This window comes from Streptomyces sp. NPDC055400, assembly GCF_053644375.1.
Map to the genome: position 1 here is coordinate 199,197 of NZ_JBSHLM010000012.1, position 12,744 is coordinate 211,940.

General features: G+C 70.0%; 13 protein-coding genes. 9 read left to right on the top strand and 4 right to left on the bottom strand.

Going from position 1 to position 12,744, the window contains the following annotated elements; genetic code table 11:
- Positions 1-9: 9 nt before the first annotated feature.
- The 8 genes from ACWIGU_RS29535 (at position 10) to ACWIGU_RS29570 (ending at position 7,098) form a co-directional block, all read left to right on the top strand.
- On the top strand, positions 10-1,158 hold the full coding sequence (locus ACWIGU_RS29535) for an acetyl-CoA C-acetyltransferase (RefSeq protein WP_454404738.1): 1,149 nt from the start codon (positions 10-12) through the stop codon (positions 1,156-1,158).
- Between the two features lie 78 nt (positions 1,159-1,236).
- Positions 1,237-1,857, top strand: coding sequence for a TetR/AcrR family transcriptional regulator (locus ACWIGU_RS29540; RefSeq protein WP_454404739.1), 621 nt, complete (start codon positions 1,237-1,239; stop codon positions 1,855-1,857).
- Positions 1,858-2,034: 177 nt separating this feature from the next.
- On the top strand, positions 2,035-3,225 hold the full coding sequence (locus tag ACWIGU_RS29545; RefSeq protein ID WP_454404740.1) for an ABC transporter substrate-binding protein: 1,191 nt from the start codon (positions 2,035-2,037) through the stop codon (positions 3,223-3,225).
- Positions 3,226-3,280: 55 nt separating this feature from the next.
- Positions 3,281-3,640: a nuclear transport factor 2 family protein gene (locus ACWIGU_RS29550; RefSeq protein ID WP_454404741.1), complete on the top strand. Its 360-nt coding sequence runs from the start codon at positions 3,281-3,283 to the stop codon at positions 3,638-3,640.
- A 24-nt stretch (positions 3,641-3,664) separates the two neighbouring features.
- On the top strand, positions 3,665-4,063 hold the full coding sequence (locus ACWIGU_RS29555; RefSeq protein WP_454404742.1) for a hypothetical protein: 399 nt from the start codon (positions 3,665-3,667) through the stop codon (positions 4,061-4,063).
- A 45-nt stretch (positions 4,064-4,108) separates the two neighbouring features.
- The gene (locus ACWIGU_RS29560) at positions 4,109-4,429 is read left to right on the top strand and encodes an EthD family reductase (RefSeq protein ID WP_454404743.1); all 321 of its coding nucleotides are present in this window, start codon (positions 4,109-4,111) and stop codon (positions 4,427-4,429) included.
- Between the two features lie 67 nt (positions 4,430-4,496).
- The gene (locus tag ACWIGU_RS29565) at positions 4,497-5,984 is read left to right on the top strand and encodes a class I adenylate-forming enzyme family protein (protein WP_454404744.1); all 1,488 of its coding nucleotides are present in this window, start codon (positions 4,497-4,499) and stop codon (positions 5,982-5,984) included.
- A gap of 73 nt (positions 5,985-6,057) precedes the next feature.
- Positions 6,058-7,098, top strand: coding sequence for an MBL fold metallo-hydrolase (locus ACWIGU_RS29570; protein ID WP_454404745.1), 1,041 nt, complete (start codon positions 6,058-6,060; stop codon positions 7,096-7,098).
- A 63-nt stretch (positions 7,099-7,161) separates the two neighbouring features.
- Here the strand turns inward: ACWIGU_RS29570 and ACWIGU_RS29575 are convergent, their stop codons facing one another.
- From ACWIGU_RS29575 to ACWIGU_RS29585, 3 genes are all read right to left on the bottom strand, one after another.
- On the bottom strand, positions 7,162-7,920 hold the full coding sequence (locus ACWIGU_RS29575) for an SDR family NAD(P)-dependent oxidoreductase (protein ID WP_454404865.1): 759 nt from the start codon (positions 7,918-7,920) through the stop codon (positions 7,162-7,164).
- Positions 7,921-8,009: 89 nt separating this feature from the next.
- Complete coding sequence (locus tag ACWIGU_RS29580; protein ID WP_454404746.1) at positions 8,010-9,038, bottom strand: phosphotransferase family protein; 1,029 nt, start codon at positions 9,036-9,038, stop codon at positions 8,010-8,012.
- Positions 9,035-10,240, bottom strand: coding sequence for an acyl-CoA dehydrogenase family protein (locus tag ACWIGU_RS29585; protein ID WP_454404747.1), 1,206 nt, complete (start codon positions 10,238-10,240; stop codon positions 9,035-9,037). The genes ACWIGU_RS29580 and ACWIGU_RS29585 overlap by 4 nt, the downstream gene beginning before the upstream one ends.
- Positions 10,241-10,404: 164 nt before the next feature.
- Between ACWIGU_RS29585 and ACWIGU_RS29590 the strand changes: the two genes are divergently transcribed.
- Entirely contained in the window at positions 10,405-11,067 is a 663-nt protein-coding gene (locus ACWIGU_RS29590; protein ID WP_454404748.1) for a TetR/AcrR family transcriptional regulator, read from the top strand.
- Between the two features lie 50 nt (positions 11,068-11,117).
- Here ACWIGU_RS29590 and ACWIGU_RS29595 read toward each other — a convergent pair whose 3' ends face one another.
- On the bottom strand, positions 11,118-12,656 hold the full coding sequence (locus tag ACWIGU_RS29595) for an amino acid permease (RefSeq protein ID WP_454404749.1): 1,539 nt from the start codon (positions 12,654-12,656) through the stop codon (positions 11,118-11,120).
- Positions 12,657-12,744 lie beyond the last annotated feature (88 nt).

Genomic DNA, 12,744 nt, shown 5'->3' on the forward strand with positions numbered 1-12,744 from the left:
GAGCCCACCATGTCGCAAGCCTTCATCGTCGGAGCCGTCCGTACCCCCGTCGGCCGCCGCAAGGGCGCGCTCAGCGGCGTTCACCCCGCCGACCTCGGCGCCCATGTGCTGCGCGCTCTCCTGGAGCGGACCGGCGTCGACCCGGGCACGGTCGACGACGTGTACTTCGGCTGCGTCGGCCAGATCGGGGCCCAGACCGGAAACGTCGCACGCACCGCTTGGCTGTCGGCGGGGCTGCCGCAGCACGTCCCCGGCACCACCATCGACCGCCAGTGCGGTTCCTCCCAGCAGGCCGTTCACTTCGCCGCCCAGGCGGTCGGCTCCGGTGCCGCCGACCTGGTGGTCGCGGGCGGGGTGGAAGTCATGAGCCTCGTGCCCATCGCCAGTCCGATGTTCGTCGGTGAACAGGCCGGGATGGGCAGCCCGTACGCGGGCAACGGCTGGCGTGAGCACTTCGGCGAGCAGGAGGTGTCGCAGTTCCGCGGGGCCGAGCTGATAGCCGAGAAGTGGGGGATCTCCCGCGACGACATGGAGCAGTTCGCGCTCCACAGCCATCAGCGGGCACTGGCCTCGCAGGCGGCCGGGGACTTCGACGACGAGATCACCCCGGCCTTCGGGCTCACCGTGGACGAGGGCCCGCGCGCCGACACCACGCTGGAAAAGATGGCGGGCCTGAAGACCCTGACCGAGGACGGCCGGCTCACCGCGGCCGTCTCCAGCCAGATCTCCGACGGCGCCGCCGCCCTGCTGATCGCCTCCGAGGAGGCCGTACGGCGCCACGATCTGACGCCGCTCGCACGGGTGCACAGCATGGCCGTGGTCGGCTCCGACCCGATCCACATGCTGACCGGCCCGATCCCCGCCACCGAGAAGGTCCTGGACAAGGCGGGCCTTGCGATGGACCGGATCGACCTGGTCGAGATCAACGAGGCCTTCGCCTCCGTGGTCCTCGCCTGGCAGAAGGAACTCGGCGCCGCCCACGAGCGGATCAACGCCTTCGGCGGTGCGATCGCCCTCGGCCATCCGCTCGGTGCCACCGGCGCCCGGCTCATGACCACACTCGTCCACCAGCTGCGCAGGACCGGCGGCCGCTATGGTCTGCAGACGATGTGCGAGGGCGGCGGCATGGCCAACGCGACTGTCCTCGAACGCATCTAGGCATGCGGTTGGCAACTGAGTTCAACTTGGGTTTACTCTCGGTACGGACACGCTGAGTGACGGCCAGGAGAGAGAGTCATGACCAGGATCCTTGAACCGGAGGCGGGACCGCGGTCCAAGCGCGCGGCCATCCTCGCGGCGGCCGTGGCCTGTTTCGGCGAGACGGGCTTCGAGGCCACGAAGTGGTCGACCGTGGCGGAGCGGGTCGGCATCGGCCAGACCGCGCTCTACCACTACTTCGAGTCGAAGACGCACTGCCTGCTCACCATCATGCGGCTCGAGCTGCAGCGCTCCCACGACCGGTTCGTCGAGGCGACCGAGGGCGCGGACGACCCCGTGGAGGCGCTGCGCGCCGGCGTCCGTGCCGCGTACGACGTCTCGGAGCACGAGGTGCTGCAGATGCGCATCCTGCAGAACCACATGGATCTCCTGTCCGGGGCCCGCAAGTCCAAGCGGGAGGAGGCCGAGCGGATCGCCGCCCGCCAGCTCGTCCAGGTCGTCGAGCGGGACTGGACCAACCTGCTGGTGCGGGGGATGTCCCAGGGCGCCTTCCCGCTGCGGGACGCCCAGTTGCTCGGGGCGAGCGTGCTCGGCCTGATCGTCAGCGTGTGGCGGTGGTACCGGCCGTCCGGGCCGACGCCGCTGTCGGAGATCGGCGAGTTGATCGAGGGTGCCTGCGTGCGGATGATCGCCTCCTGACGGATCGATCCGCCGCGCGCGCATCCAGTGACCGATCCCCTGACGGGTCTCCCGTCAGGGGATCTTTTTGTGCCCGGCCCCGTGACAGAGGTGACAGACCATTGCCAGGCGTGTTTCCCCAGCATTAAAATCAACTTGAACTGAACTCAGGTTGAGTTTTTGAGTTGAGGAGGGGTCATGCGACGACGCGCGACACGCACGTTCATCGCCGCACTCGCCGCGATGCTCGCCCTGGCGGCGAACGCCTGCGGCACCAAGAGCCCCTCGGCAGGGGACGACAAGGTCATCAAAATAGGCGCCTGGTACCCGCTCACGGGCGCCCTGGCCTCGTTCGGAATTCCCGAACGGGCGGGCGCCGACGCATACTTCAAGTCGGTCAACGCACGCGGCGGGATCAACGGGCGCACCATCGACTGGGTCGTCAAGGACAACGCCAACGATCCGCAGCAGACCGTCCAGATCGCCCGCCGGCTCGTCGACCAGGACGGGGTCGTGGCGATCGTCGCGACCAACGGCACCTCCCAGACCCAGGCCACCTTCCCCTTCGTGCTCGAGCAGAAGAAGGTGCCGGTCCTCAACACACTGGGCGGCGACGCCTCCTGGTACGAGCCAGCCCGCGACGGGCTGTTCGGTCTGCAGACGCTGTACGAGGACCAGGCGGCCGCGCTCGGGGACTGGGTGACGCGGGACGGGGCGAGAAAGGTACTCGTCGTGCACAGTGACCCGGCGGCGTTCGTGAACGTGGCCAAGGTGATCGGCCCCGCCGCCCGCAAGACCGATCCGTCGGTCCGGGTGAAGCGGCTGTCGGTGAAGTACCAGACCACCGACTACAGCCCGGTGATCAGCAAGGTCAAGGCCGCGAAGCCCGACGCCGTCGTGCTGATCCTGACCGCCGCGGAGACCGCCTCCTACCTCAAGGAGGCGAGGCTGCAGGGCGTCACCGCCCCCGTGTACGGCTACGCGCCCGTCGCGGCACAGGCCACGCTGACGCTGGGGGGCAGGGCGACCGAAGGCCTCAAGGCGCTCCAGCTGGTCAAGTCACCGAACGACGACGACCCGGCCATCAAGGAGTTCCGTACGGCGATGCAGAAGTACGAGCGGGGGCAGCCCGCCGACTTCATCACCCTGTGGGGCTGGGAAGCGGCCAAGGCCTTCGTCGAGATCGCCAAGACCATCGACGGGCCCGTCACCAGCGAGTCACTGACGCGGGCCTACCGCACCGCACGCCACGTCGACACGGGCGTGGGTCCGGTCCTGAATTACGGCGCCGGTCGGCACCTCGGCACACGTGACCTGCAGAAGGTCGTCGTCAGGAACGGCCGCTGGGAGTCGCAGGGCGACTTCTTCACCCCGCCCACCCGGGACTGACCGCCGCCCGCGCGGAGCGCGTCGTCCCCACCTCTCATCCCTGTGAAAGGACACCATGACCAGCGTCTTGCCCACCTACATGGCACGTATGGACAGTGACGACCCCGCGCGGGCGCTCGAACTCCTCGTACCGGAATTCCGCTTTCTCATCGCCTTGCCGGGCCGCGAGGCGACGGGACGGTCCAAGGACGACTTCGCCGCCTACATCGCGGGCCGCAACGCCGTCGAACGGGTGCACAAGATTCTTCGGCACAGCTGTGACGGCGATCTGGAGACCGTGTACGGGATGGTGGTCGAGTCCGGGAAGGCAGTGGGTTCCTTCCTGTCGGCCGCCGTGGTCACGCCCGACGGGCACATGGCCCGCTACCAGTCGTACTTCACCACCTCGTACGACCTCATCGACCTGCCGGAATAGACAGCAAGGCAAAGGGAAGCGCACATGACCGAGACCTCCACGGCCGCCGGGACCACCGCGGCCCCCGCCCCCTTCCTCACCGCCTGGTTCGAGATCCTCGACAGCGACGAGCCCGACCGGATCCTCGACCTGATCAGCGACGACTTCTCCCTGTCCATCCTGTTCTCCACCGGCGACGGCAACGCCACGGACTTCGCGGGCGACCGCGCCGCCCTGGTCGGCTATCTGCAGCAGCGGGAGCGGGGTACGCGCACCCACCACCGCCTCTCCGCGACCACCCTCGGCCAGGACGAGCTGTTCCTCGGCGAGGTGCGGCGCGGGGAGGTTCCCGAGGCGAGCTTCGTCGCCGCCGGCCGGGTGAACGCGGACGGCCGGCTGGAGCGGCTGCTGATCGGCCGGTCCTCGCAGATCCGTTTCGAGTAGGTACCACCCGTTTCCGATTTCACCGGCCTTGTACGAAGGAGCCTCATGTACAACCTCGTCCTGCTGGCAGCCAAGCCCCCGGAGTGGACGCACGAGCAGTTCATCGACTGGTGGCGGGGCGACCACGCGGAGCTGACGTACAAGCTGCCCGGTCTGCGCTCCTGGCGGCACACCGACATCGACCAGGCGCTGGAGAAGCGCTCCGAGGGCTGGGACGGGATGTCCGTCCTCGGATTCGACTCCCCGGAGGACGTGAAGAAGGCCCTCGCCAGCCCCGAGTGGGCGGACGCCGTCGCGCAGGTCGGCGACATGAAGGGCCGGCGCATCGCGGTGATGGGGTTCGAGAAGGAGTTGTTCACCGGCTGAGGCACCACCGGCCTTGCGCACAGCAACGTTCGACACCGGGTTCGGCACAGCGTAGCGAGGAAGCGGGATGCGACAGGTAGTGCGGGAGTTCCGACAGAGGGCCGAGCAGGCCGACTTCTTGGCCGTCGTCGATGACGAAGGCAGGCACACGGCACGTGAGTTGCTCGCCGAGGCGGACCGGCTCAGCGACGCGATGTCCGCCGACGGGGCGGGCGGCACGGTCATGCTCCAGGCCGACAACTCTTGGCGCACCGTGGCCGGCGCCCTCGCGGTGGGCCTGAGCGGCGGCGTCCTCGCGCTGGTCAACCGGCACACGACGCCGGCCGAGTTCGCGGCGGCCTTCGAGGACATCCGGCCGGACGCCGTCGTCGCCGAGCCGTCGGCGAGGGCCGACTGGGCGGTGGCCGACCTGATGCCGGGCGCCGGCGACACAGTGCTCGACGGCTGGAGCGTGCACCGCTCCGGTGGACGGCCCGACGCGTCACGCTGGTCGGGCGGTGTTCTGATCGGGCTGACCTCCGGGTCGACCGGGCGGCCCAAGGGCGTCGTGCAGTCCGAGGAGGCCCTGACCTACGCGGCCGCCAGCACCATCGAGATCAACGGTCTGCGGCCCGGGGACGCGGTGGCCGCGATCGTGCCGCTGTCATCAACAGCCGCGTACTGCTTCGGCGTTCATCTCTCCCTGGTCCTGGGCGGCCCGCTCGTTCTCACCGCCAAGTGGGACCGGGCTCTCGCGCTGCGGCGGATGGCCGAGAACGATGTGCGCTGGACCATGTGTGTGCCGACGATGGCGCTGCAGATGGGAGCCGAGGCCGCGGGCTCCGGCATCCTCTCCGGAGTGCGCGCCATCACCGTCGGCGGCGGGCCGATGGACCGCGGCGCGCTGGCACGGGCCGAGCAGTCCCTCGGTACGAAGATCCTGAGGGTCTTCGGGATGTCCGAGTGCCTCGGGCACACCTCGCCCCGGCCCGGCGAGCCCGAGGAGATCCGGCTCGGCCGGGACGGCCGCCCCTTCCCCGGCACGGACCTGCGCGCCCTCACCCCCGACGGGGCCGAGGCCGGGCCGGAGGTGACCGGCCGGGCGCAGGTGCGCGGCCCGTCCCTCTTCCTCGGGTACGCCCGTGCGGGCAGAGTCGAACCACCGGCGCTGACCGAGGACGGCTACTTCCCCACCGGCGACCTCCTGATGCCCCACGAGGACGGCACCGTCACCATCATGGGCCGCGAGAAGGACATCATCATCCGCGGCGGCCGCAACATCGACATCACCGAGATCGAACGGGCCGTCGCCGGATACCCACGTGTCTCCCGGGCCTGTGTCGCGGCGGTGCCCGACGAGGTGCTCGGCGAACGCGTCGCGCTGCTCGTCGTCACCGAGGACGGCGCCGGCATGGACCTCGGGGAGGTCACCGGACATCTGGAGAGCCTCGGACTGGCCAAGACCAAGTGGCCCGAATTCGTCTACGCCGTCGAGGAGTTGCCCCAGACCAAGGTCGGCAAGCTCGACCGGTCGGCAGCCGGGCGCCTGGCGCAGAGCCTTCGCGCCGACGCCTGAACAGTGGCCGGGCGCTCGTCCTGATGCCCGCCTGATCCACAGCAGTACACCAGCCAGAGCGAGGGAGAGCACCATGACAGCGCGGTTCGACCAGGGTCCATGGGCCGCGGCCGGAGTCCAGACGGTACGTCCCGGCGTGCACCGCGTTCCCCTGCCGCTGCCGAACGACGGACTCCACGCCGTCAACATCTATCTGCTGGAGAACCTGGCCGAGGACGACGGCATCGTCATGATCGACGGGGGCTGGGCGATTCCGGAGGCCCGCAAGGCACTTGAGGAGGCCACAGCCGCCATCGGCCGCGATCTCTCCGACATCAGCCACATCCTCGTCACTCACATCCACCGCGACCACTACACGAACGCCGTGGAACTGCGCCGGCTCCTCGGCTCTCGCGTCTATCTGGGGGCGGGGGAGCGGCCGGGCCTTGAGATGCTCGGCCGGCTGCGCAGCGACTCGCCCGCCGGCTCGCTGCGGACGTTGCGCGATGCGGGTGCCGTCGAACTCGCCGACCGCATCGAGCAGTTGGACCACGGCGGCTACGACCCCGCCGTCTGGGAAGCCCCCGACCGCTGGCTGGGCGCCGAGACCGTCAGCTTCGGCGCGGGGGAGCTGCGGGTCGTGCCGACCCCCGGACACACCCAGGGACACGTGGTCTTCCTGGACGAACAGCGCGGCCTGCTGTTCTCCGGCGACCATGTTCTGCCCCACATCACGCCGTCCATCGGCTTCGAACTCACCGAGCCGGGCGGCAAACCCCTCGCCGACTACCTGGACTCGCTGCACCTGATGACCGGGTACGCCGACACACAGCTGCTGCCCGCGCACGGACCCGTTGTCGACAGCGCGCACACCCGCGTTGCCGAACTGCTCACCCACCATGACAACCGCCTCGCGCAGAGCCTGAAGGCGCTCGGCGACGCGACGCTGGACGCGCACGAGGTCGCCCGCAAGCTCGGCTGGACGCGCAGGGACGTGCCGTTCGGCGAACTCAATGACTTCAACCAGATGCTCGCGATCAACGAGACCGCGGCCCATCTGGACGTCCTGGTGCTGCGGGGGCGGATCTCCGTGGCGCGCGTCGGCGATGTGAATCAGTACACGCGCGTGAACTGACACAGCAGTTCTTTCAACCTCTGGGGGGCGCGGCAACTGCCGTGCACCCCAGAGCTGTTGGTGCTAGCGGGCCGTCCAGCCGCCGTCCACGTAGAGCTCGGAACCGGTGACGAAACTCGCGTCGTCCGAGGCGAGGAACGCCACCGCCCCGCAGACCTCCTCGGGACTGCCGAGCCGGCCCATCGGCGTGCCCTCCACCATGGCCGTGTGCCGGGGTGTGCCCCGCCAGAGGCCGCGGGAGCGCGACGTCTCGATGAACCCCGGGTGGATCGAGTTCACGCGGACTCCGCGCGTCGCCCAGTGCAGCGCGGCGTTCTTCGTCATCAACCGGACCGCGCCCTTCGCCGCGTGGTACGAGAACTGGCTGCCGAAGCCGCCGACCGTCCCGAAGATCGACGCGATGTTCACGATGGAGCCGCCGCCGGTCCTCTCGATCGCGGGCCCGCCGTGCTTCATGCCGAGCCAGACACCGGTCTGGGTGACCGCGATGACCTTCTCCCAGGACTCCTGGGTCTCCGTCTCCACAGTCCGCATCTCGGCGATCCCCGCGTTGTTGACGAGCACGGACAGGCCGCCCAGCTCGTCGGTCACCCGCGCGACGGCGCCGCGCCACGCCTCCTCGTCGGTGACGTCCAGGGCGAGACCGAGCGCCCGCGCTCCGCCCGCCGTCAACTCCTTGGCCAGTTCCTCGCAGCGGCCCGCGTCGATGTCGGTCACCGCCACCGCGGCGCCCTCGGCGGCGAGGCGGTGCGCCACGGCTGTGCCGATGCCGCCCGTGGCGCCGGTGATCAGACAGACCTCTCCGGACAGGCGGTTCGACACTCGTGCTCCCTCGGTGTGCTGGACATCTGCGCGCTGGTCAGTGGTGCGCTGGACATCGGTGTGCTGGTCAGTGGTGCGCTGGACCGCGGTCATGCCAGCAGTTCCCTTCCTGAGCGCAGCAGAGCCGGCACCGCCGAGCCGACGCGCTCGAACCCCGTGCCGACGGTCTGTCCCGCCAGATAGCGGGCGTGGATGCCCTCCGCGATCACGGCGAGCTTGAAGCACCCGAGCGCCTGGTACCAGGCGACGGAGGAGATGTCCCGGCCGGAAGACCCGGCGTACCGCTCTGCCAGTTCGCGGCCGGTGGGGAAGCCGGGGTTGGCGCTGGGGACATGGCTCGTACCGAGGACGGGTTCGCAGACCGGATCCCAGTACATGAGGAGCATCCCGAGGTCGGCGAGCGGGTCGCCGAGCGTGGCCATCTCCCAGTCGACGATCGCCGCGATCCGTCCGGGGTCGCCGGGCGCGAGGATCGTGTTGTCCAGGCGATAGTCGCCGTGTACGACCGTGGGGGCGCCGCTCGCCGGGAGGGAGCGCGCGAGCCGGTCGTGCAGGGCGTCGAGGTCGGGCAGTTCCCGCGTGGCGACCTTGTCCCACTGGCCGCGCCACCGGCGCACCTGGCGTTCCAGATAGCCCTCGGCCCGGCCGAAGTCGCCGAGCCCGGCCGCGGCGGCGTCCACCGCGTGCAGCTCCACCAGAGCGTCGACGAGCGCGTCCGCCGCGCGGCGGGCCTCGGCGGGTGGCAGGGCGACGGCCTCGGTGCCGCCCCGCAGCACCGTGCCGTCGACGAAGTCCACGACGCAGAAGGGCGCGCCGATGATCTCCGGGTCCGTGCACGACAGCACCGCGCGGGCTACCGGCACCCCGGTTCCGCCCAGTGCGGCGACGACCCGGTACTCGCGGTCCATGTCGTGCGCCGTCGGCGTCAGAACCCCGAGCGGCGGCCGGCGCAGCACCCAGCGGTGTGTCCCGTCGGTCACCTCGTACGTGAGATTGGAGCGCCCTCCGTGCAGCAGCTTCAGGCTCAACTTGCCTGTGCACTCAGGGACATGACGTGCGAAGTAGGACTGCAGGGCGGCCACGTCCACGCCGACCACCGCGGCCTGTGCCGGGCTCATCGGGCGTCCCTCCGCTCCGTCGCCGCCCGCACCGCCCGCTTGGCGATCGCCCAGCGGTGGGTCTCGGACGGGCCGTCGTAGATACGGAACGGACGTACTTCCCGGTACAGGCGCGACAGCGGGGCATCCCCCGAGATGCCGAGGGCGCCGCACACCTGCACGGCGCGGTCGACGACGCGGTTGACCGCTTCGGAGACGTAGGTCTTGGCAATCGAGGTGTGCTGGGCGGCCGTGCGGCCCTGGTCCAGCTCCCAGCAGGCCCGCCACAGGATTGCCCGGCTCGTCTCGATGTCGATCTCGGAGTCGGCCAGCATCTGCTGCACCATGCCCAGTTCGGCAAGGCGTCCACCGAAGGCCGAGCGCTCCGCCGCCCGCTCCAGGGCGATGTCCTGAGCCCGGCGCGCGACCCCGAGCCAGCGCATGCAGTGCGTCATGCGGGCGGGACCGAGCCGCACCTGCGCGTACCGGAAGCCCTCGTCCACCGCGCCGAGCACGGCGCTGTCCGGCACCTCGACGCCGTCGAAGACGACCTCGCTGTGCCCGCCGAAGAGGCCGTGGTCCAGCGTGTCGATGTTCCGGACGATCTTCAGACCCGGGGTGTCGGCGTCTACGAGGAACATCGTCGCGCCGCCCGCGTCGCCCGGAGCACCGCTGGTACGGGCCATGCAGATGGCGAACGCGGCGCCGTCGGCACCGCTGATGAACCACTTGCGGCCGTCGATCCGCCAGCCGCCGTCCGTCCGCGCAGCGGTGGTGGCCAGCGCGCGCGGATCGGACCCGGCCCCGGGCGCCGGCTCGGTCATCGCGAAACAGGACCGCACCTCCCCGGAGGCGAGCGGCCGCAGATACCGCTCCTTCTGCTCCTCGGTGGCCACCACTTCGAGGAGATGCATGTTGCCCTCGTCGGGCGCGGCGCAGTTCAGCGCGAGCGGACCGAGCAGCGACTGCCCGGCCGCCTCGAACACGACGGCCTGCCCACGCAGATCGAGTCCGAGCCCGCCGAACTCCTCGCCGACGTGCGGAGCGAACACCCCCGCCGCCCGCGCCGCCTCCTGGAGCCGCCGCCGCAGCGGCTCGGGACCCGCGTGCACATCACCGCCGTCGCACGTCTCCTCCTCGGGTATCACCACGTCGCGCACGAAGTCCGTGGTGTGCCGCGCGATGCCGGCGACCCGTTCGTCGATCTCGAAGCTGATGGACACTTCTCACCCCTGATCTTGGCTACTGGCCATTAGCCATAAGATGACTGAACTGGATTCAATGTCAAGAGGTCGGGCCATGGTTGCGCGTCTGATGGGCGCCGAGTGGGAGCCGATCTCAGCTAATCTCCGATAGCTTCATCGTCGACAACTGCAGGGGAGTTCAGGTGAGTGGATCACCGCGCGAGGCCTACGAGCGTCCACACCGGCCACAGCACCCGGAAGGCGCCCTCGCGGCCGGCCGCCGCGCGGGAATCCGCGAGGCCGCGCTGACGCTCTTCGCCGCGCAGGGCTACCGGTCCACGACCATGACCGAGATCGGCGCCGCCATCGGCATCCGCGGGCCGAGCCTCTACAAGCACGTGGCGTCCAAGCAGGAACTGCTCGCCGAGATCATGACCGGCACGATGGAGCAGCTCATCGCCGACAACGCGACGGCCGTCGCGGGTGCCGACGACGTACGGGAACAACTGCGCCGCTCTGTCGAGGCGCACATCCGCTACCACGCGCGCCACCGCCTGGAGGCCTTCGTCGGCAACCGCGAGATCGGCAGCCTCGAACAGCCCGACCAGGACCGCGTCCTCGCCGGCCGCAGCGACTACGAGCGCCGCTTCCGCGAACTGATCGAGCGAGGTGTGGCCGAGGGTGCCTTCCGCGTGCAGTCGGCCAGGATCGCCTCGTACTCGATCCTCGACATGGGCATCGGTGTCGCGAGCTGGTTCCGCGAAGGAGGTGAGTTCACCGTCGACCAACTCGCCTACCAGTACGGAGACATCGCGCTGCGCATCGTGGGCGTGGGCAAGCAGGAGGCGCCGGACGGCGGCAACTAGCGGGCTCGCCCGGAGCTTCTGCGCGAAACGGGGGCCCGACCCGCGCCTGCTCAGGAGCCGGTGGCGGGGGCATCCTCGTGGTGGTGTACTGCCGACGGGGTGCCGTACGAGCCGCGCGCCGCGTACCACCACACCGTCGCCAGGACCAGCACCACGGCCAGGGCCGCCGACGCGTAGTTCATCGAGTCGACCGTCACCGGTGACGCCTGCGGCAGGCAGAACAGGATCGTCACGCACGCCACCCACGTCACGGCAATCCAGCCGACCGGTCTGCTCCAGCGCCCCAGGTTCCACGGTCCTGGGGTGAAACGGTCGCCCGCGCGCAGGCGCAGGAGGATCGGGATCGCGTACGCGGGCGTGATGCCGATGACGTTGATGGCCGTGACCGCTCCGTACGCCGTCGTCGAGTACAGGGACGGCAGCGCGATCACGGCGGCCAGGCCCACCGACAGCCATACCGCGGGAACGGGTGTGCGGGTGCGGGCGCTCACCCTGCGCCACAGCGCCGAACCCGGCAACGCGTTGTCACGGCTGAACGCGAACACCATGCGGCTGGTCGCCGCCACCTCGGCGTTCCCGCAGAACAGCTGCGCCACGATCACGATCAGGAGCAGCGCCGTCGCGCCGGACGTACCGACGGCGTCGATCATGATCTGCGCCGGCGGCACCCCGGTGGCACTGTCCTGCGCGCCCGCGTAGTCCTGGATCGCGAACGTCAGCCCCGCGAGCAGCACGAACCCGGCGATCCACGAGACCCACACGGCCCGTACGATGCCGCGCGCGGCGGACACGGAGGCGTTCGACGTCTCCTCCGAGAGATGCGCGGACGCGTCGTAGCCGGAGAACGTGTACTGCGCGAGGAGCAGGCCGATCGCGGCCACGTACAACGGGTTGTGCCAGCCGGTGTCGTTGACGAACTCGGTGAACACGAACGACGGCGACCGGTGGTGGTCGGGCACGATCGCGAGGACTGCGACGATCACGGCCACGCCCGCCAGGTGCCACCACACGCTGATGGAGTTGAGCACGCTGACCAGGCGGACGTCGAAGAGGTTCAGGACGGCGTGCAGGAAGAGGATGGCGAGGAAGATCAGGAAGGTCGATCCCGGTGTCGGGTCGAAGCCGAACCGGAGGTTGAGGAGCGCGCCGCTGAACAGGGCCGCGCCGTAGTCGATTCCGGAGATCGCGCCGAGCAGGCCCAGGAGGTTGAGCCAGCCCGTGTACCAGCCCCAGCGGCGGCCGCCGAGCCGGTCGGCCATGTAGTAGAGGGCCCCGGACGTCGAATACGCGCTGGTGACCTCGGCGAGCGCCAGGGCGACGAGGAGGACGAAGAGGCCGACACCCGCCCAGCCCCACATCATCACGGCCGGGCCGCCCGTGCCGAGGCCGAATCCGTAGAGCGTCATGCAGCCGGACAGGATGGAGATCACGGAGAAGCTGACGGCGAAGTTGCCGAATCCGCCCATGCGGCGGGCCAGGACCGGCTGGTAGCCCAGCGCCCTGAGCCTGGCCTCCTCGTCCGCCGGCTGCCCGGCCGGCCCTGACTCGGCGGAGCTCGTCGAGGTGGTGCCTGTTTCCGGTGTGGACATGAGCTCCTCTTGTGGGGAGAGAGGCGTGAAGTCGCTTCCCTGGTAAGGAGTCTGACGGAGGATCAGTGTAGGGGCAGGAGGAAGAGGG

Coding starts and splice junctions, on each gene's coding strand:
- ACWIGU_RS29550 (WP_454404741.1), top strand. CDS start 3,281: ATGACCAGCGTCTTGCCCACCTACATGGCACGTATGGACAGTGACGAC.
- ACWIGU_RS29595 (WP_454404749.1), bottom strand. CDS start 12,656: ATGTCCACACCGGAAACAGGCACCACCTCGACGAGCTCCGCCGAGTCA.
- ACWIGU_RS29535 (WP_454404738.1), top strand. CDS start 10: ATGTCGCAAGCCTTCATCGTCGGAGCCGTCCGTACCCCCGTCGGCCGC.
- ACWIGU_RS29570 (WP_454404745.1), top strand. CDS start 6,058: ATGACAGCGCGGTTCGACCAGGGTCCATGGGCCGCGGCCGGAGTCCAG.
- ACWIGU_RS29565 (WP_454404744.1), top strand. CDS start 4,497: ATGCGACAGGTAGTGCGGGAGTTCCGACAGAGGGCCGAGCAGGCCGAC.
- ACWIGU_RS29555 (WP_454404742.1), top strand. CDS start 3,665: ATGACCGAGACCTCCACGGCCGCCGGGACCACCGCGGCCCCCGCCCCC.
- ACWIGU_RS29545 (WP_454404740.1), top strand. CDS start 2,035: ATGCGACGACGCGCGACACGCACGTTCATCGCCGCACTCGCCGCGATG.
- ACWIGU_RS29560 (WP_454404743.1), top strand. CDS start 4,109: ATGTACAACCTCGTCCTGCTGGCAGCCAAGCCCCCGGAGTGGACGCAC.
- ACWIGU_RS29580 (WP_454404746.1), bottom strand. CDS start 9,038: ATGAGCCCGGCACAGGCCGCGGTGGTCGGCGTGGACGTGGCCGCCCTG.
- ACWIGU_RS29540 (WP_454404739.1), top strand. CDS start 1,237: ATGACCAGGATCCTTGAACCGGAGGCGGGACCGCGGTCCAAGCGCGCG.